The sequence below is a fragment of the Streptomyces sp. NPDC002838 genome, assembly GCF_040295365.1.
Lineage (GTDB): Bacteria > Actinomycetota > Actinomycetes > Streptomycetales > Streptomycetaceae > Streptomyces.
Window position 1 is genome coordinate 130978 of record NZ_JBEOVF010000011.1, and the last position, 17394, is coordinate 148371.

The following is a 17394-nucleotide window of genomic DNA, read 5'->3' on the forward strand; positions in this document are numbered from 1 at the left end:
GTAACAAGAGTGTGAGGACGCGGGAGGGGGGCCGCATCGTCGATGAGGCCGCGGTGATCGCACGCGTACGCGCCGGAGAGCCGGAGGCGTACGCGGAGCTGGTGCGGGCCCATACGGGCCTCGCGCTCAGGGCGGCCGCCGCGCTCGGGGCGGGTGCGGACGCGGAGGACGTGGTGCAGCAGGCCTTCGTCAAGGCGTACTGCGCGCTGGGCCGCTTCAAGGAGGGCTCGGCGTTCAGACCGTGGCTGATGTCGATCGTGGCCAATGAGACGAGGAACACAGTGCGGACGGCGGCGCGCCAGCGCACGCTCGCCGGCCGCGAGGCGGCGTTCGCGGGGGCGGAGCCGCTGATACCGGAATCGGCGGACCCGGCGGTGGCCACGCTGGAGACGGAGCGCCGCGCGGCCCTGCAGGCCGCCCTGGAGAAGCTGAGCGAGGATCACCGCCTGGTCGTCACCTATCGCTATCTGCTGGAGATGGACGAGTCCGAGACGGCCCAGGCGCTGGGCTGGCCCCGGGGGACGGTGAAGTCCCGGTTGAATCGCGCGCTGCGGAAGCTGGGCGGGCTGCTGCCGGATTTTCAGCCTCGGGAAGGGGGTGATGAGCGTGAATGAGTCGTACGACAGTGACGGCGACGGACGTGGGGACGCGAGGCGTCGGCGTGACCCGGCGCCCCGCCTGCCGGAGGAGCTGCGGGCCCTGGGACGGTCCCTGGACCGGCCGCCCGGTGCCGCCGGATCCGAGTCGATGGTGGAGCGAGTGCTGGAGCAGATACTCGCCGAGGGGGTGCCGGTCCCGGTGCCCGAGCCGCCGAGGGCCGCCGAGCGGCTGCGGACGGTCCGGCACTGGACGCGGACCCGGTGGCGCTCGCTGACCGCGACGCTGTGCGGCCTGCTGACGGTGCTCGCGCTCACGCCCCCGGTGCGGGCCTCGGTCCTCGACTGGTTCGACTTCGGTGGCGTCGAGGTGCGGTACGACCCGTCGGCGACGCCCTCCAGCGGCGCCGAGGTGCCCGGCTGCGGGCGGTCGCTGTCGATGGCGCAGGCCGAGCGGCGGGCCGGGTTCGAGCCGCTGGTGCCTCGGACGCTGGGCGTGCCGGACGCGGTGACGGTGACCGATGAGCCCCGGGTTCGGTTCCTGGTGAGTCTGTGCTGGCACGAGCGGGGGCGGGTGATCCGGCTGGACGAGTTCGCGGCGGGCCTGGACGTCACCTTCGCGAAGGCCGCGCGTGAGCAGCCGGAGTGGCTGGAGCTGGGCGACGACACCTCCGACAACGGCATGGGGGACCCCGCCCTGTGGTTCCCGCGCCCGCACGTGCTGAGTTTCTGGCTGGTGGGCGCGGACGGGGAGCAGTACACGCGCAAGGAGCGGACGGCCGGGCCGACGCTGCTGTGGACCCATGACGTGGGCGGCGAGGACGTGACGCTCCGGCTGGAGGGGGTGGCTTCGAAGGCGCGGGCGGTGGAGATCGCGAAGTCGCTCGACGAGCCGGACGGGCCGTCCTCGAAGTAGTGCGGGCGGAGTGGGAACCCCGGCGGGTCGGGCGGTGTACCAGAAGTGACAGGCGGCTCGCGGGCGGGTCGCATGGGGATCGTCCGGTAGGGGGTTCGGATGCGCGAGAAGGTGGGCGGCAGGGGCGGCCGATGTCGCGAACTGGCGGTGTTGGCCGGGGCGTTGACGGTGACACTCGCGCTGATGGTGTGGGGGGCTTCCTCCGCGTCGGCCGGCGGGCCGACCAGCGTGCTCCTGGTGTCGCCGCAGAGCACGGAGACGGCCTCGCTGTACTACTCCGACAAGGAGTACGGAGAGCTGGAGCGGCTGCTCGGCCAGCCGGGCACGGGCACGCGCGACAAGCCGCCCGAGGCCCCACTGACCGCCGCCCGGCAGATCAACGTCACATGGATGGTGCACGACGTGTCGCCCTGGCGGCTGGACCGGGTTTTCCCGCTGACGGACGCCGACGACGTCTGGATACACACGGCGGCGAACCTGACCGAGACGGTGAACGGCCACTGGCACCGTGCCCAGCAGCCCGACCGGCTCCGTGCCCTGCTCAAGAAGGTGGGCGTGATGGGCAAGGCCTCGAACGAGGGCGCTGTGTCCGGGATCTACCCCGCGCCTTGGGAAACGGGCGACACGGCGACCGACCCGCCCGACACGACGACCGCCACCGTGCAGACCGGCACGCCTGCGGCAGACGACGACATGGAGTGGTGGTGGGCTCTGCCCGGCGCGGCAGCGGGAGCGGCGCTGGCGCTGGTTCTGCGGCCGTACGCCCTGCGGAAGCCGTGGAACCGCCTGCGGCGGGAGCCGGGGCCTCGGCAAGAGCTGCGGGATGTGTGAGGGCGCGCAAGAGGGGATGCGGGACGACGTGGGAGACCTGGGGGGACTGATGGCAGCTCGGCGCAGACGCGCGAGGGCACGACTGGCGATCTTCGTGCCGGTGTCGATGGCGGGGGCGTTGCTCGGAATGCCGGCGGCCGCTGCGGCGGCCGACGCGGTGAGGCAGGGGCCGGGCCCTGATCGAGACGTTCCGGATGTGGCGGTGGTCGTCGCGGGCGGCTCGGGCCGGACGACGGCGGTGCGCTCCGGCGAGGCGGACTTCGCTCGCCTCTGGCAGCTGTTGCAGCCGACTTACACCGGGACGGAGCGGGTGCCGGAGCCGTGGGCGGAGGGTGGGTATCCGCCGGTGCGGATGACCGTGGTGTGGGGGCTGACGGGTGTCGGGGGCTGGCCGCAGACGAACTCCGCGCCCGGTGGTGATGTGGCGATGGAGCGGCAGGACCAGTTGTTCGTGGCGGAGGACGGCACGCCTTGGGTGCGCATGGACTGGGCACCGGACGTGGCGGACGACGACATCCGCTGGCATCGGGCGCCGCGCTCGGTATGGGAGCGGCTGAGCCGGACGGAGCTGCTCGGTACGGCGGGCGACCGGGTGGTGGGGAGTGGGGCGGGTGAGGATCGGGGGCGGTGGAGACCGGATGGCGTCTGGTGGGCGGTGCCGGGCCTCGCCGTGGGATTCGGGGCCGGTGTCGGCGGGACGCTGCTGATACGCCGCGCGGCGGCCCGGCCGGGAGCCGGACCGCCGCGGGAGGAACCACGACAGGAGTTGATCGACCTGTAAGCCCCCGGGAGCGTCAGCCGAGGTCGATCTCCGGGTACAGCGGGAAGCCGGAGACGAGGTCTGTGGCTCGGCGGGAGATCTCGTCCGCGATCTTCGGGTCGAGGACGTGCTGGGCCTTGGACGGGGCGCCCTTGCTGGTGGTGCCGGGCTCCGTGGTGGTGAGGACGCGGTCGATGAGGCCGGCGACCTCGTCCATCTCGGCGGCGCCCAGGCCGCGCGTGGTCAGGGCGGGGGTGCCGACGCGGATGCCGGAGGTGTACCAGGCGCCGTTGGGGTCGGCGGGGATGGCGTTGCGGTTGGTGACGATGCCCGAGTCGAGCAGGGCGGCCTCGGCCTGGCGGCCGGTGAGGCCGTAGGAGGAGGCGACGTCGATCAGGTTGAGGTGGTTGTCGGTGCCGCCGGTGATGAGGGTGGCGCCCCGGCGCATCAGGCCTTCCGCCAGCGCGCGGGAGTTGTCGACGATGCGCTGGGCGTAGTCCTGGAAGGAGGGCTGACGGGCCTCGGCGAGGGCGACGGCCTTGGCGGCCATGACGTGCGGGAGCGGGCCGCCGAGGACCATCGGGCAGCCGCGGTCGACCTGGTCCTTGAGGGAGTCGTCGCACAGGACCATGCCGCCGCGCGGGCCGCGCAGCGACTTGTGGGTGGTGGTGGTGACGATCTGGGCGTGCGGGACCGGGTCGAAGTCGCCGGTCAGCACCTTGCCGGCGACCAGGCCCGCGAAGTGGGCCATGTCCACCATCAAGGTCGCCCCGGCCTCGTCGGCGATCTCGCGCATGAGACGGAAGTTCACGAGACGGGGGTAGGCGGAGTAGCCGGCCACGATGATCAGCGGCTTGAACTCACGGGCCGACACCCGCAGCGCCTCGTAGTCGATCAGACCCGTGGTGGGGTCGGTGCCGTAGGAGCGCTGGTCGAACATCTTGCCGGAGATGTTCGGGCGGAAGCCGTGGGTGAGGTGGCCGCCGGCGTCCAGGGACATACCGAGCATGCGCTGGTTGCCGAAGGCCTGGCGGAGCTCGGCCCAGTCGGCCTCGGAAAGGTCGTTGACCTGGCGGACGCCGGCCTTCTCCAGGGCGGGGGCCTCGACGCGCTGGGCGAGGACGGACCAGAAGGCGACGAGGTTGGCGTCGATGCCGGAGTGCGGCTGGACGTAGGCGTGGCGGGCGCCGAAGAGTTCACGCGCGTGCTCGGCGGCGAGGGACTCGACGGTGTCGACGTTGCGGCAGCCGGCGTAGAAGCGGCGGCCGATGGTGCCCTCGGCGTACTTGTCGCTGAACCAGTTGCCCATCGCCAGCAGGGTGGCCGGGGAGGCGTAGTTCTCGGAGGCGATCAGCTTGAGCATCTCGCGCTGGTCGGCGACCTCCTGGCCGATGGCGTCGGCCACGCGCGGCTCGACGGCGCGGATCACGTCGAGGGCGGCACGGAAGGCGGTGGACTCGGGAGAGAGGGGTTCGGCTGACATGGGCGACCTCCGGACGGTGTGTTCGGCGTTCACGGCACGGCCCAGGCGCACGGCACTCGGTGCTGGACATGGTCCAGGGGGCCGCTCCCCGATGGTTGGTCCCATCCCAGCGCGCCAGTCACGGCCCGCTGATCAGCCTACCGGGCACGCCGGGCGGCCCGGTTACCGAGTCCACCATGCGAGCGACTATAGGAAGGAAGTCACCGTCAGCTCAGGGAGATGCCGTGAACCGTACGGAGACGCTCGTCGCGGCCGCCGAGGCCCACAGCGCGCACAACTACCGTCCAATGCCGGTGGTCGTGGCCACGGCGGACGGGGCGTGGATGACGGATGTGGAGGGGCGGCGGTATCTGGATCTGCTGGCCGGGTATTCGGCGCTGAACTTCGGGCATCGCAACCGGCGGATCCTCGATGCGGCGAAGGCTCAGTTGGAGCGGGTGACGTTGACCTCCCGGGCGTTTCATCACGACCGGTTCGCCGCGTTCTGCGAGGAGCTCGCCGAGCTGTGCGGCATGGAGATGGTGCTGCCGATGAACACCGGCGTGGAGGCGGTGGAGACGGCGGTGAAGACGGCGCGGAAGTGGGGGTACCGGGTCAAGGGCGTGCCGGCGGAGATGGCGAAGATCGTGGTCGCGGGGGGCAACTTCCACGGGCGGACCACGACGGTGATCAGTTTCTCCACGGACGCCGAGGCGCGGGCGGACTACGGGCCCTACACGCCGGGCTTCGAGATCGTGCCGTACGGGGATGTGACGGCGATGCGCGCGGCGCTGACCGAGAACACGGTCGCGGTGCTGCTCGAGCCGATCCAGGGCGAGGCGGGGGTGCTGGTGCCGCCGGCCGGTTATCTGCGGACGGTGCGGGAGCTGACGCGCGAGCGGAACGTGCTGTTCGTGGCGGACGAGATCCAGTCGGGGCTGGGGCGGACGGGGCGGACGTTCGCGTGCGAGCACGAGGGGGTGGTGCCGGACGTGTATGTGCTGGGGAAGGCGCTGGGGGGCGGGGTCGTGCCGGTGTCGGCGGTGGTGTCGAGCGCCGAGGTGCTCGGGGTGTTCCGGCCCGGGGAGCACGGGTCGACGTTCGGCGGGAATCCGCTGGCCTGTGCGGTGGCGCTGGAGGTGATCGCGATGCTGCGGTCGGGCGAGTACCAGGCGCGGGCCGCCCGGCTCGGCGAGCATCTGCACCGGGAGCTGAAGGAGCTGGCGGGGTCGGGACGGGTGACGGCGGTGCGCGGGCGCGGGCTGTGGGCGGGCGTGGACATCGCTCCGGCGTACGGCACGGGACGGGAGGTTTCCGAGAAGCTGATGGACCGGGGTGTCCTGGTGAAGGACACGCACGGGCCGACGATCCGGATCGCGCCGCCCCTGATCATCTCCGAGGAGGACCTGGACTGGGGGTTGGCCCAGCTGCGTGCCGTACTGGCCCCCTGACTCCTTTCAGAGGATTACGTGCGGCAGGAAGCGGGCGTACTCGTCCGTGATCAGGCCGGAGGACTCGCGGATGCCCAGGCCCGCGGACTCGTCCTCGACCACCCAGGTGCCGAGGACGACGTGGTTGCCGTCGAAGGAAGGGAGCGGGGCCAACTCCTGGTAACAGCAGGGCTCGTCGCGGATGACAGGGGCCGCTCCGGGCTCGTGGACGGTTACGCCGGCGCCCTCGCGGCCCAGCAGGGGCTTGGCCACGTAACCGGTGGTCGCCGCCAGTTCGCGGGGGCCGTCGAGGTAGGCGGGGAGGAGGTTGGGGTGGCCGGGGTGGAGTTCCCAGAGGATGGCGAGCAGGGCCTTGTTGCTCAGGAGCATCTTCCAGGCGGGCTCGATCCACAGCGTCGTACCCGTGCCGCCGCCGTTGTCCAGGGTGTCGAGGACGTGGGCGGCGAAGCGGTCGGTGGTGAGCCACTCCCAGGGGTAGAGCTTGAAGCAGCTGCGGATGAAGCGGAGTTGGTTGTCGACGAAGCGGCCGGACAGCGGGTCCCAGCCGATCTCCTCCATGGAGATCCAGTCGGTGTCCAGGCCCGCCTGCTCCGCGGTCTCCTTGAGGTAGGCGACCGTCATGAGGTCCTCGCCGAGTTCGTCGGCCGAGGAGTGGGCGAAGTACAGGGGGTTGCCGGGCGGGAGGAAGACGGCCTGTTTCTTCCAGGCGGCGATCAGGCGCTCGTGGAGGGAGTTCCACTGGTCGGCGCCGGGGAAGTGTTCCTCCATCCAGAACCACTGGGGTGAGGCGGCCTCGACCAGGGACGTGGGCGTGTCGGCGTTGTACTCCAGGAGTTTCGCGGGGCCCGTGCCGTCGTAGCGGAGGTCGAAGCGGCCGTAGAGGGAGGGGAGTTCGGCGCGGCGGCGCCAGGCCTCGGCGACCGCCTCGGCCACGCGGGGGTCGGTGAGGCCGAGGTCGGCGAAGCGGTTCTCGGCGACGATGTGCCCGGCCGCGGTGAGGCACATGCGGTGGAGTTCCTCGACGACCTCCTCCAGCACTTCGACCTCGGGGAGGGTGAAGGCGTAGTACGCGCTCTCGTCCCAGTAGGGGCGCAGGGAGTCGTCGGGATAGCGGGTGAGGGGGTAGATGAGTCCCTGTTCCTCGACGGTCTGCTGCCAGCCGGGGCGGGGCTCGATGGTGTGGCGTTCCATGGGGTCCGGGATCCAGGGTCCTGTGGGGGTTCTCGTCAGCCGCCGGAGCTGCCCTTGCCGCTGCCGCCGCCGTCACCGTCGCCGCCGCCGAAGCCACCGCGGTCGACGCCGCTGCCACCCGTGCCGCTGCCGCCGCTCGAACTGCCGGATCCCTTGCCGGACTTGGTGAAGGAGCCGTTCTTCACCCAGTCGCCCCTCTTCTTGCCGCCGTAGTACCAGGCGCCGTCGACGGTGGTGGCCGACTTGCAGTTCTTGTCGGCGACGACCTCGTAGCCCTTGGCGAGGTTGTAGCTGTCGCGGTCGACGCAGCGCTTGTCCGGGTCGGAGGAGCAGGCCGTCAGGGCCGCGGCGAGCAGGCCTACGCCGCCGAGTGCGACCGTGCCTGAGCGAAGTTGCCGGCGTGCGTCTGCCATGTGTGTCTCCCCGTGTCCCCGTGGTCCCCGTCGCATGCCGACCGCAGTCGTGCGTCGGCCGTGGTCAGCATAGGGATCGGCGTGAGCACACCTGTGGGGCACCCCCGTTCCCGGGCGATGGCTCACGTGCCCTCAGGCCATCGCCCACGCCCCCGTCAGCGCATCGCCCCCGCGATCCCGTCCCACAGCCGCGACCTGGCCTCCAGCGCGAGAGTCGCCGTCTCCACCGCCTCCGCCCAGCGCGTGTCGTCCGTGGCGCAGAGGTCGGCGACCATCTGCATGGCCATGGGGGTGTGTTCCTCGCCGTCGACCTCGATGTGGCGGGCGAGGTAGTCGCAGAAGAGCGGGAAGCGGTCCGTGCCTTCCTTCTTGATCACCTGGTCGAACATGTCCGGGATGAGGTCCTCCCGGGAGAAGGCGAAGGCGGCCGCCCGGCAGTGCAGGGGGCGGTCGGCGATGATGGTGAAGGTGGTGCGAACGAACTCGGCTGCGGGCGGGGGGACTTGGGCGGTCCGCAGGGCGGACGGCACGTCGTGGCCCTGCGCGAGGAGCGCGAGGAAGGTGTCGATCGGGGTCGTGTCGGCGTCCGCCTCGGTCATGGCGGCGCGGTACAGCTCGAAGTGGCTGGTGAAGCCGCCGTTCAGCTCGTCGCTCTCCTCGACCAGCACGATGTCGTTGATCAGCCGCCGGCTCACCTCCGAGCCGCGCGGCACCCAGGGCACGTCGACACAGGTCAGATCCCGCTGGAGGGATTTGAGGAGCGACATGAAGTCCCATACGGCGAAGACGTGATGCGCCATGAATGTGGCCATGCGCGTGCGGCTGTCGATCCGCTGATAGATGGAATGGGCGGTGACTTCTTTCCGTACCGGTTCGATTGCGGCGCGTGCCCGGTCGATTCCATCATGAGTCATGTTCCAGTCGTAGCGGGACATGATTCTCCTTCGCTTTTTCCGCCGCTTTTCCGGCGGATCGAACGCCGATTGTGAGCACTGTTCGCACCGCTCGGCAAGCGCTTTGAGGATCCCGTAAGAACTGCGTAATACTTACCACACCCGACACCGCATCCGGACCGAAAAAATCTTCGTTGAACGTTGAACGCCCGGAGTGCGCGCTCCGTATCCGACGACGTGACCAGTAATCCCGTCACCGTCACCGTGGCCTATCACGTGGTGCCGGGCCACGAGGCCGACTTCCACTCCTGGGGGTGGGCCATGCTGGGCGCGAGCGCGCAGCAGCCGGGCTTTCTGGGGGGTGGTGTCCTTGTCGACCGAGAGGCGGAATGGCATGTGGTGTATCGCTTCGCCAGCGAAGGCACGGCCCAGGCCTGGGAGGTCTCGGCCGTCCGGGCACAGTGGGATGCCCGGGCGGAGGGGTTCGCCCGGCAGACGGACCGCCGGAGCGTGCGGGGCTCCAGGGCGTGGTTCGCCTCCCAGACCACCACGCCGGCCCCGCCGGCTCCACCGAAGAAATGGAAACTGTGGTTCGTGAATATGAGCGCGGTGTTCCCGCCGGTGCTCCTGTTCAATCTGACCGTGCTTCCTTATCTCGGCGACCTCAATGCACTGTTCCGTACGCTGCTGTTGTGTCTATGTGTGACGGCCATCGTCACCTGGATTCTCATGCCGCGCCTTCAGCGTTTCTTCCGGAACTGGCTGTATCCACAGCTCCAGGCTCTTCGCGGACGGCACAAACGACGGACGGCGTAGGCCCGGGAACGACAAGAGGGAGGTGGGCGGGTTGAAGACCCTGCTCATCGACAATTACGACTCGTACACGTACAACCTGTTTCAGCTGATCGCCGAGGTCAACGGCGAGGAACCGGTGGTGGTCCTCAATGACGCCGCCGTGGACAGAATTCCCGACCTTGTCGGGTTCGACAATGTGGTGATTTCGCCCGGTCCCGGCAGTCCGGCCGAGTCCCGCGACTTCGGCATCAGTGCCCGCGTGCTCGCCGAGTCCCCGATCCCCGTGCTCGGCGTCTGCCTGGGCCACCAGGGCATCGCCCTCGGGGAACGCGGCCGGATCGCTCCCGCCCCGGAGCCCCGGCACGGGCATCTGAGCACCGTCCGGCACGACGGACAGGACCTGTTCCAGGGGCTGCCGCAGGACTTCACCGCGGTCCGCTACCACTCGCTGGCCGTGCGCGAGCCGCTGCCCGAGGCCCTGGAGGCCACCGCGTGGGCCGAGGACGGCGTCCTCATGGGACTGCGGCACCGCAGCCGGCCCCTGTGGGGGGTGCAGTTCCACCCGGAGTCCGTCCTCACCGAGTACGGCCACCGCATGCTCGTGAACTTCCGGAACCTCACGGCGGAGCGGGCACGCAAACTCCGGACGAAGAACACCGCGGTGCCCGCGCCCGCGGATGTCCCCCGCCGCACGGCCACAGCGGCCGCACCGGCGACCGCGACCATCCCCCGCCCCCGGCGCGCCGGCGGTCCCGGCTACCGGCTGCACACCCGACGCATCGCCACCGCGGTCGACGCGGAGGCCGCTTTCACCCGGATGTACGCCGCCTCCGAGCGGGCGTTCTGGCTGGACAGCTCGCTGGTCGAGCCGGGCCGGTCCCGGTTCTCGTTCTTCGGCGACGGCAGCGGACCGCTCGCCGAGTTCGTCCGGTACGACGTCGAGGCCGGCCGCTGCGAGATCGAGCGGGTGGGGCGGCCCCCGCGCAAGGTCCGGGCGAGCGTCTTCGACTATCTCAAGCGGCAGTTGGCCAACCGCCGGGTGGACGCCGACGGGCTGCCCTTCGACTTCACCGGCGGCTATGTGGGCTACTTCGGCTACGAGACGAAGGCCGACTGCGGCTCGCCGAACCGGCACCGTTCCGAACTCCCGGACGCGTGCTGGCTGTTCGCCGACCGGCTGATCGCGGTGGACCACCAGGAGGGGTTCACCTACGCGGTCTGCCTGGCGGAGGACACCCCGCGGGCCGCGCGGGAGGCCGCCGACTGGCTCGAGAGCGCGCTGGCCCAGCTCACCTTCGTGTCCGCGGAGACGGACCAGCCGCGACAGCCCCTCCCGGGCGAGGCCGACCCCGACGCCGCCGAGCCGTGGCTGGTCCGCGACCGGGCGACGTATCTCGCGGACATCGAGGCGTGTCAGCGGGAGTTGCGAGCGGGCACGAGTTACGAGGTCTGTCTGACCAACTCCGCCCGGTTACCGGCCCCGCCCGACGCGTACGAGTTCTACCGGGTGCTGCGCCGTGTCAACCCGGCGCCGTACGCGGCCTTCCTGAGGTTCGGCGACCTCGATGTCGCGGGCTCCTCCCCCGAGCGCTTCCTGCGGATCACCCGGAACGGTGTGGCCGAGGCAAGGCCCATCAAGGGCACGGCGCCCCGCAGCGAGGAGCCCGAGGAGGACGCCCGGCTCAGGGACGCGCTGGCGGCGGACGCCAAGACACGCGCCGAGAACCTGATGATCGTCGACCTGCTCCGCAACGACCTGGGCCGGGTCTGCCGGACCGGGACGGTGCGCGTCCCCCGGCTCATGGCGACCGAGACGTACGCCACCGTGCACCAGCTCGTCTCCACGGTCGAGGGCCGATTGCGCGAGGGTACGGACGCGGTGGACAGCGTCCGCGCCTGCTTCCCCGGCGGTTCGATGACGGGCGCGCCGAAGCTGCGCACCATGGAGATCATCGACTCCCTGGAGACCGAGGCCCGGGGCGTCTACTCCGGCGCCCTCGGCTACCTGGGGTGCGGCGGGGGCGCGGATCTCAGCATCGTCATCCGCACCGCCGTACTCGCCGACGGTCTGATGCACCTGGGCGCGGGCGGCGCGATCGTCCTCGACTCCGATCCGGCCGCGGAGTACGACGAGATGCTGCTGAAGACGGCGGCCCAGATGCGGGCCCTCCACCAGCACACGGCGGACCGGATACGGGAACAGCGGGAGCAGACCGCGATACGGACGGCCGCCGCGCTCCCTGTGGGCCCGCGACAGGAGCGGCCCTCCGCCGGGGAGCCCGCGCGATGACGACTCACCAGTCCACGACTCACCAATCCACGACCCACGAGTCCACGACCCCAGGATCCATCGCCCCACGGTCCACGACCCCGCGACCCACGCTGTCCCCGGAGCCGTCCCCGGCCGACGCCGGCGCCCCCGGCAACTTCGCGGCGCATCTCACCGCACTCGCCGAGCGGCGCGGGTGGACCGACCGGCCCGCCTTCCACCAGGGCCACCGGGTCTGGACCCACGGCGAGGTGCACGGTCTCGCGGCCCGCGCGGCCACCGTGCTCGCCGACCACGGAGTGCGCCCCGGCGACCGAGTGCTGCTCGCCCTGCCCGACGGCATCGCCTGGGTGACGGCCTTCCTCGCCGCCGCCCGCCTCGGGGCCGTGGCGGTTTTGGTCAACCCCGAACTCCCCGCCGCCGAGCACACGTTCATGGCCGGGGACACCGACGCCGTGCTGTGCGTGACCGGACCGGGCCTGGAGGACGGGCCGGACCGCTTCCCCGGCCGGCCGCGCCTCGGCGCCGATCAGCTGCTCGCGCTGGCCCCCGCCGCCGAGCCGACCGCCGCCCACCCGGTCGACGCGCACACCCCCCTGTACGTGCAGTACACCTCCGGCACGACGGGCCGCCCCAAGGGGGTCGTGCACGGTCACGGCGACCCGAGGACGTACCACGACCTCATCGGCCGGCGGGTGCTGCGGATCACCCAGGACGACGTCACCCTGTCGGTGTCGAAGCTGTACTTCGCCTACGGCTTCGGCAACGCCTTCGTCTTCCCGCTCTTGTCGGGCTCGTCCGCCGTGCTGGTGGACCGGCGTCCGACCCCGGCCGCCGTGGACGAACTCGTCGCCCGGCACCGGGTGACCCTGCTCTACTCCGTGCCGTCCGCGTACGCCGCGCTGGTGACCGACCGGGGCAGCGGGCACGAGGCCTGCTTCGCCTCGGTACGCGCCGCGGTGTCGGCCGGCGAGGGCCTGCCGGCGGCACTCGGCAGACAGGTCACCGAGCTGCTCGGCGCGCCGGTCCTGGAGCAGATCGGTTCCACCGAGGCGGGGCACGCCTTCTGCGCGAACAGCTTCGACCACAACCACCCCGGCACGGTCGGACGTCCCGTGCCCGGCTTCGAGGTGGAGCTGCGCGACCGGGACGGGTGGCCGGTGCCGGACGGCGCGGAGGGCGAGATGTGGGTGCGCGGGCCGACGGTGACGCCCGGCTATCTGAACCGGCCCGAGGAGACGGACCGCACCCTGGTCGGCGGCTGGCTGGCCACCCATGACCGGGCGCGGCGCGAGCCGGACGGCACGTTCCGGCATCTGGGCCGCGTCGACGACATGGAGATGGTCGGCGGCATCACCGTCTCCCCGCTGGAGGTGGAGGCCGTGCTGCGGACCCACCCGGCGGTGCGGGAGGTCGCCGTCGCGGCCGTCACCGACGGACACGGCGCCAGCCGGCTGCGCGCCTTCGTCGTTCCGGCCGCGCCCCTGCCGTCCGGCCTGGAGGACGACCTGATCCGGCTGGCCCGGGAGCACCTGGCCGCCTTCAAGGTCCCCAGAAGCGTCGCCTTCGTCACGTCCCTGCCCCGCACCCCGACCGGAAAGCTCCGCCGCCACCTGGTTCGACAGGGCGCGTGGTGACCATGCCAGAAAGGAACGGCACCATGCCGCAACAACCTCTGCTCGCCGACCGCGGCTTCTACCTCGGCCCGATGTTCCGGCGGGCGGCCGACCGCCACGGAGCCGTCTTCGTCACCCTGGACCGGCCGCTGGACGTGAACCCGTCCCTCGGGGTCGACCTGACCTACCGGGTGCTGGCCGACGTCGTGGAGGAGCTGTCCGGCCGGCTGTGGGAGGCCGGGGTACGGCCCTCGGAACAGGTCGTCGTCCACAAGACGGACAACGTCGACATCATGCTGCTGACCTGCGCGATCTCCCGCATCGGCGCCGTCCCCGCACTGCTGTCGCCCGGACTGTCCGGCCCTGTCGTCGCACAGCTGCTGGAACGGCTCCAGCAGCCGTGGCTGATCACCGACCGGGCGAAGCTGGAAGGGCCGCTGAAGGACGTCGCCGGGCTCGTACGTCACACCCTGTCCGTCGACGACGCCCCCGGCGCCGTCCCCCTGGAGAAGTTCGCCGGCGCAGAACCGCCCGCACCCGTACGACTGCACCCTCGCGAGCCCTCCCTGATCACGCACAGCTCGGGCACCACCGGCGTCCCCAAGCTCGCCGTGCACTGCCCGAACACCATGTGGAACCGGCTCGTACCGCAGCAGGCGATGGGCTGGCCCACCCGCGGCGAGACCGCGGCGCTGCACATGTCCTTCGTGCACTCGCGCTTCTACCATCTGCTGGGCGTCCTGCTGCACTTCGGCAGCCCGATGGTGCTGATCACCGACCCGGACCCGGCGAACGTGGGTCCGCTGCTGACCCGGCACCGCCCCGGGATCGTCGAGACGCACCCCAACACCTTCGTCCTGTGGGAGGAGCTGGCCGACGCGCCCGGCGCGCCACTGTCCCGGGTCCGGGCGTACGGCTCCACGTTCGACGCGATCCATCCGCGCACCGTACGGCGGCTGTTGGGCGCCTCCCGGCGTCGTACGCCCTGGCTGATCCAGCTGTACGGGCAGAGCGAGACGGGCCCGGTCGCGTTCCAGTGGTTCACCCGGCGCAGCGCCGCCCGCGCGGACGGCCGCCGGGTCGGGATCGGGATACCGGGCTTCACCCGCCTCCGCGTCACCGACCCCGACGGCAGGCGTGCCCTGCCCGGGACAACCGGCCGGATCGAGGCCCGTACCAGGGGCCGCATCGTCACCTACCTCGGGGCCCGGGAGCAGTACGAGCGCCAACTCGACGGTGAGTGGTGGCAGATGGGGGACATGGGGTACCAGAGCCGCTTGGGCACCCTGCATCTGATCGACCGTGAGATTGATCAGATTGACGCCGTGCACAGCAATCTGGAGGTCGAGGACACGCTGATGTCCCGCCTGGAGGAGCTGCGCGAGGTCGTCATCGTGCCCGGCGTGGACCGCGAGCCGGTGCCGGTGGTGTGCGTGCGGGGCGAGCGGCCGCTGGACCCGGAACGCTGGCGGGAGGCCACGGCCGGCCTGCCCGCGATGGCGGAGCCGCGGCAGTGGCGGTTCGAGGAGCTGCCGATGACCGCCACCTGGAAGGTGAAGCGGGTGGAGATCACCCGCATGCTGACCGAAAGTGCCCGCACGTGAACCCGGTCGTGGTGGTCGGCGCCGGCCCCGTGGGCCTGTCGGCGGCGCTCGCGCTGCGGGCGCACGGGCTCGACGTCGTCCTGCTGGAAGCCGACCCGAAGGACCGTGAACGGCCGGGCAGCCGGGCCCTGTTCGTGCACCGGGAGACCCTCGGCCTGCTCGACGGGATGTACCCGGGGCTCGCCGCCGAGATCACGTCGTACGGCCGGACCTGGCAGACCAAGCGGACGTTGTACCGGGGCCGCGAGGTGTACTCCCGCACCTTCCCGCCGCCGTCCGGCACCCCGCCCTTCACCAGCCTGCGCCAGGTGGACACCGAACGCTTCCTGCGCGCGGCCTGCGAGCGGGCCGGGGTGGAGTTCGTGTGGGAGGCACGGGTGACGGCCGTAGAGGCCACGGAGACCGGGGTCCTGCTGACCGGCGAGGACGGGCGCGTGTGGAGCGGCGGGTACGCCGTCGCCGCCGACGGCGCCCGCTCCACGGTCCGCCGCGAGCTCGGCATCGCCATGGAGGGCAGTCGCGGTGAGGGCTTCCACGTGGTCGTCGACGTCGCCGACATCGAGGGCGCCGAGCTGCCGCTGGAGCGGGTCTTCCACTACGAGCATCCGGGGGTGGGCGGGCGCAGCGTGATGCGGGTGCCGTTCACCGGGGGCTTCCAGGTCGACCTGCAGTGCCGTGACGACGACCGGGAGGAGGCGTACGGCACCGAGGAGGCCGTACGCCGGTGGCTGCCCGCGGTCGTGGGAGAGGGGTACGCGGATCGGATCCTGTGGGTGTCGACGTACCGCTTCCTGCGGAAGGTCGCGGCGTCGTTCACCGATCCGCACCGGCGGGTGCTGCTGGTCGGTGAGGCGGCGCATCTCTTCCCGCCGTTCGGGGCGCGGGGCATGAACAGCGGGATCGCCGACGCGGCAGCGGCGGCGGAAGCCGTTGCCACGGGGACGGTCGCCGACTTCGCCGAAGTGCGGCGCGCGGCCGCCCTGTTCAACAGCGAGGCCGCCGGAGCCGCCCTGGACCACCTGCGGCCACGGCGCCGGACCGTCCGCGTCAAGCAGCGGGCGGCGGCGGCTCTCGCGCCGGTGCTGCCGTGGTGCGGGTCGTGGCTGGAGCACGCGCCGTACGGGCCGCGGGGCGGGGCGCCCGCCGTGGCGGGCAAGTACTGAGGAGGAACGTGTGATGGCACAACCGGTGGCCGCGGAAGGCCTGTCGGCTTGGACGCCGGCCGGTGGCCTGTCCCCCACGCCGGAGGGCGGCGGGCGGTTGCTCGTCGCGGACTCCTGGCTGGTGCGCGACGGCCGGGTACGCGGCTTCGCCCGGCACCGGGAGCGCTTCCTGCGGGCCTGCGGCGAGTGCGGTGGGCCGTCGCCGCGCCGGCTCGTGGAGTTCTGGCAGGACATGACCGCCGCGCTGCCGCGCACGGGCGAGTGGTTCCCCCGGGTCGAACTCGTCTCCGGATCCCTCGAGTTGCGGCTGCTGCTGCGGCACGCGCCGCCGCTCGGCTCCGGCGTACGGGTCTGGGCGGCGGGGCAGCGTGATCCGCGTACCGTGCCCCGCCGCAAAGGACCGGACCTGGACACCCTGGCCGGGGTCCGCCGGCGGGCGTCCGGCGAGGGCGCCGACGAGGCGGTGCTGATCTCGCCCTCGGGTGCGGTGCTGGAGGCGGCCACCGCCAGCGTGCTGTGGTGGGAGGACGACACCCTCTGCCTGCCCCCGCCGGGGCTGCCCGTGCTGCCCGGAGTGACCGTGGGACTGATCCAGGAGCGGGCCGGGCGCTCCGGCCTCCGCGTCGCCCACCGCGAGCGGACCGTGGCCGAGCTGGACGGCCGTGAGGTGTGGCTGGTCAACGCGCTGCACGGAATCCGGCCCGTGACGGGCTGGACGGGACGGCCGCTGGAGGCGGCGCCCGCCGTGCGCGCCCCGGACTGGCGGGAATGGCTGGACGACGTTATGGAGCCACTGCCGGAGACATAAGAATCGGGCGGACAGAGAGAGCGCCGGATCGAATCGAATTCGACCCGGCGCGATTACCGCTGCCCGAATGCAGAGCTATTTCTGTGCCGGCTGGTAAGCCCCCGGCACCATCCGCGTGGCAATGGCGATCCGGTTGTACGCGTTGATGACGGTGGCCGCCCAGATCAGTGCCGCGATCTGCTCCTCGTCGAAGACCTCCGCGGCCTCGGCGTAGATCTCGTCCGGGACGTGACCGTCGTGCACCAGGGTCACGGCCTCGGTCAACGCCAGTGCCGCGCGCTCCCGTTCGGTGAAGAAGGGGGTCTCCCGCCAGGCGTTCAGGGCGTAGACGCGCTGCTCGGTCTCGCCCTGGGCGCGGGCGTCCTTGGTGTGCATGTCGAGGCAGAACGCGCAGCCGTTGATCTGCGAGGCGCGGATCCTGACCAGTTCCAGCAGTTCCGGTTCGACCTTGGCGTCCCGGGCCGCGGAAACGGCGGCGGCGTGCAGGGAGCCCATCGCCGCGGACACATCGGGGGTGATTTTCTTGAGGGCCACGCGGGACAGGGCCGGGCGGGATATGGAGTCGTTGTTGCTCATGGGGTGACTCTATCCACCGAAATGAATCACGGAATGGGAAACGAGTGAAT

Annotated in this window: 16 protein-coding genes and 1 riboswitch; of the genes, 11 read left to right on the forward strand and 5 right to left on the reverse strand. The window is 71.6% G+C overall.

All coding sequences use genetic code 11. From position 1 onward, the window contains the following. The first annotated feature begins 53 nt into the window (after positions 1 to 53). The 4 genes from ABT063_RS17170 to ABT063_RS17185 all read left to right on the forward strand — a co-directional run bounded on the left by ABT063_RS17170 (position 54) and on the right by ABT063_RS17185 (position 3124). On the forward strand, positions 54 to 614 hold the full coding sequence (locus tag ABT063_RS17170; RefSeq protein WP_351058158.1) for an RNA polymerase sigma factor: 561 nt from the start codon (positions 54 to 56) through the stop codon (positions 612 to 614). Next, positions 601 to 1512 carry a hypothetical protein gene (locus tag ABT063_RS17175; RefSeq protein ID WP_502990829.1) on the forward strand — a complete coding sequence of 304 codons (912 nt, stop codon included), beginning with the start codon at positions 601 to 603 and terminating at the stop codon, positions 1510 to 1512. Before ABT063_RS17170 ends, ABT063_RS17175 begins: the two co-directional genes overlap by 14 nt. A gap of 99 nt (positions 1513 to 1611) precedes the next feature. Continuing rightward, positions 1612 to 2343, forward strand: coding sequence for a hypothetical protein (locus ABT063_RS17180; RefSeq protein WP_351058159.1), 732 nt, complete (start codon positions 1612 to 1614; stop codon positions 2341 to 2343). A 49-nt stretch (positions 2344 to 2392) separates the two neighbouring features. Further along, positions 2393 to 3124 (forward strand): hypothetical protein, encoded by a 732-nt coding sequence (locus tag ABT063_RS17185; RefSeq protein WP_502990830.1) that lies wholly within the window; start codon positions 2393 to 2395, stop codon positions 3122 to 3124. 13 nt (positions 3125 to 3137) lie between these two features. Here ABT063_RS17185 and ABT063_RS17190 read toward each other — a convergent pair whose 3' ends face one another. Beyond that, complete coding sequence (locus tag ABT063_RS17190; protein WP_502990831.1) at positions 3138 to 4637, reverse strand: glycine hydroxymethyltransferase; 1500 nt, start codon at positions 4635 to 4637, stop codon at positions 3138 to 3140. Beyond that, a riboswitch (ZMP/ZTP riboswitch) is annotated at positions 4619 to 4718 on the reverse strand. Its footprint overlaps the gene before it by 19 nt. Positions 4719 to 4762: 44 nt before the next feature. Between ABT063_RS17190 and rocD the strand changes: the two genes are divergently transcribed. Then, a complete protein-coding gene (gene rocD / locus ABT063_RS17195; RefSeq protein WP_502990832.1) occupies positions 4763 to 6016 on the forward strand; it encodes an ornithine--oxo-acid transaminase in 1254 nt (417 codons plus the stop codon). A 6-nt stretch (positions 6017 to 6022) separates the two neighbouring features. Here rocD and ABT063_RS17200 read toward each other — a convergent pair whose 3' ends face one another. From ABT063_RS17200 to ABT063_RS17210, 3 genes are all read right to left on the reverse strand, one after another. Continuing rightward, a complete protein-coding gene (locus tag ABT063_RS17200; protein WP_351058162.1) occupies positions 6023 to 7207 on the reverse strand; it encodes a glutathionylspermidine synthase family protein in 1185 nt (394 codons plus the stop codon). Positions 7208 to 7242: 35 nt separating this feature from the next. Then, the gene (locus ABT063_RS17205) at positions 7243 to 7620 is read right to left on the reverse strand and encodes a hypothetical protein (RefSeq protein ID WP_351058163.1); all 378 of its coding nucleotides are present in this window, start codon (positions 7618 to 7620) and stop codon (positions 7243 to 7245) included. Between the two features lie 155 nt (positions 7621 to 7775). Continuing rightward, positions 7776 to 8555, reverse strand: a complete 780-nt coding sequence (locus ABT063_RS17210) for a DUF3050 domain-containing protein (protein WP_351058164.1) — start codon at positions 8553 to 8555, stop codon at positions 7776 to 7778. Between the two features lie 159 nt (positions 8556 to 8714). Here ABT063_RS17210 and ABT063_RS17215 point away from each other — a divergent pair, with 159 nt between their 5' ends. The 6 genes from ABT063_RS17215 to ABT063_RS17240 are packed head-to-tail and all read left to right on the forward strand — an operon-like array spanning position 8715 to position 16768. Continuing rightward, positions 8715 to 9329, forward strand: a complete 615-nt coding sequence (locus tag ABT063_RS17215) for a putative antibiotic biosynthesis monooxygenase (RefSeq protein WP_351058165.1) — start codon at positions 8715 to 8717, stop codon at positions 9327 to 9329. 31 nt (positions 9330 to 9360) lie between these two features. Next, a complete protein-coding gene (gene pabB, locus ABT063_RS17220) occupies positions 9361 to 11598 on the forward strand; it encodes an aminodeoxychorismate synthase component I (RefSeq protein WP_351058166.1) in 2238 nt (745 codons plus the stop codon). Continuing rightward, positions 11595 to 13214 carry an AMP-binding protein gene (locus ABT063_RS17225; RefSeq protein ID WP_351058167.1) on the forward strand — a complete coding sequence of 540 codons (1620 nt, stop codon included), beginning with the start codon at positions 11595 to 11597 and terminating at the stop codon, positions 13212 to 13214. The genes pabB and ABT063_RS17225 overlap by 4 nt, the downstream gene beginning before the upstream one ends. A 23-nt stretch (positions 13215 to 13237) precedes the next feature. Beyond that, positions 13238 to 14797, forward strand: coding sequence for a class I adenylate-forming enzyme family protein (locus ABT063_RS17230; protein ID WP_351058168.1), 1560 nt, complete (start codon positions 13238 to 13240; stop codon positions 14795 to 14797). Further along, positions 14794 to 15960: an FAD-dependent oxidoreductase gene (locus ABT063_RS17235; RefSeq protein WP_351058169.1), complete on the forward strand. Its 1167-nt coding sequence runs from the start codon at positions 14794 to 14796 to the stop codon at positions 15958 to 15960. The genes ABT063_RS17230 and ABT063_RS17235 overlap by 4 nt, the downstream gene beginning before the upstream one ends. Before the next feature lie 13 nt (positions 15961 to 15973). Further along, positions 15974 to 16768: an aminotransferase class IV gene (locus tag ABT063_RS17240; protein ID WP_351058170.1), complete on the forward strand. Its 795-nt coding sequence runs from the start codon at positions 15974 to 15976 to the stop codon at positions 16766 to 16768. 75 nt (positions 16769 to 16843) lie between these two features. On the opposite strand, the gene ABT063_RS17245 is transcribed toward ABT063_RS17240, so the two are convergent. After that, on the reverse strand, positions 16844 to 17344 hold the full coding sequence (locus tag ABT063_RS17245; RefSeq protein ID WP_351058171.1) for a carboxymuconolactone decarboxylase family protein: 501 nt from the start codon (positions 17342 to 17344) through the stop codon (positions 16844 to 16846). Positions 17345 to 17394 lie beyond the last annotated feature (50 nt).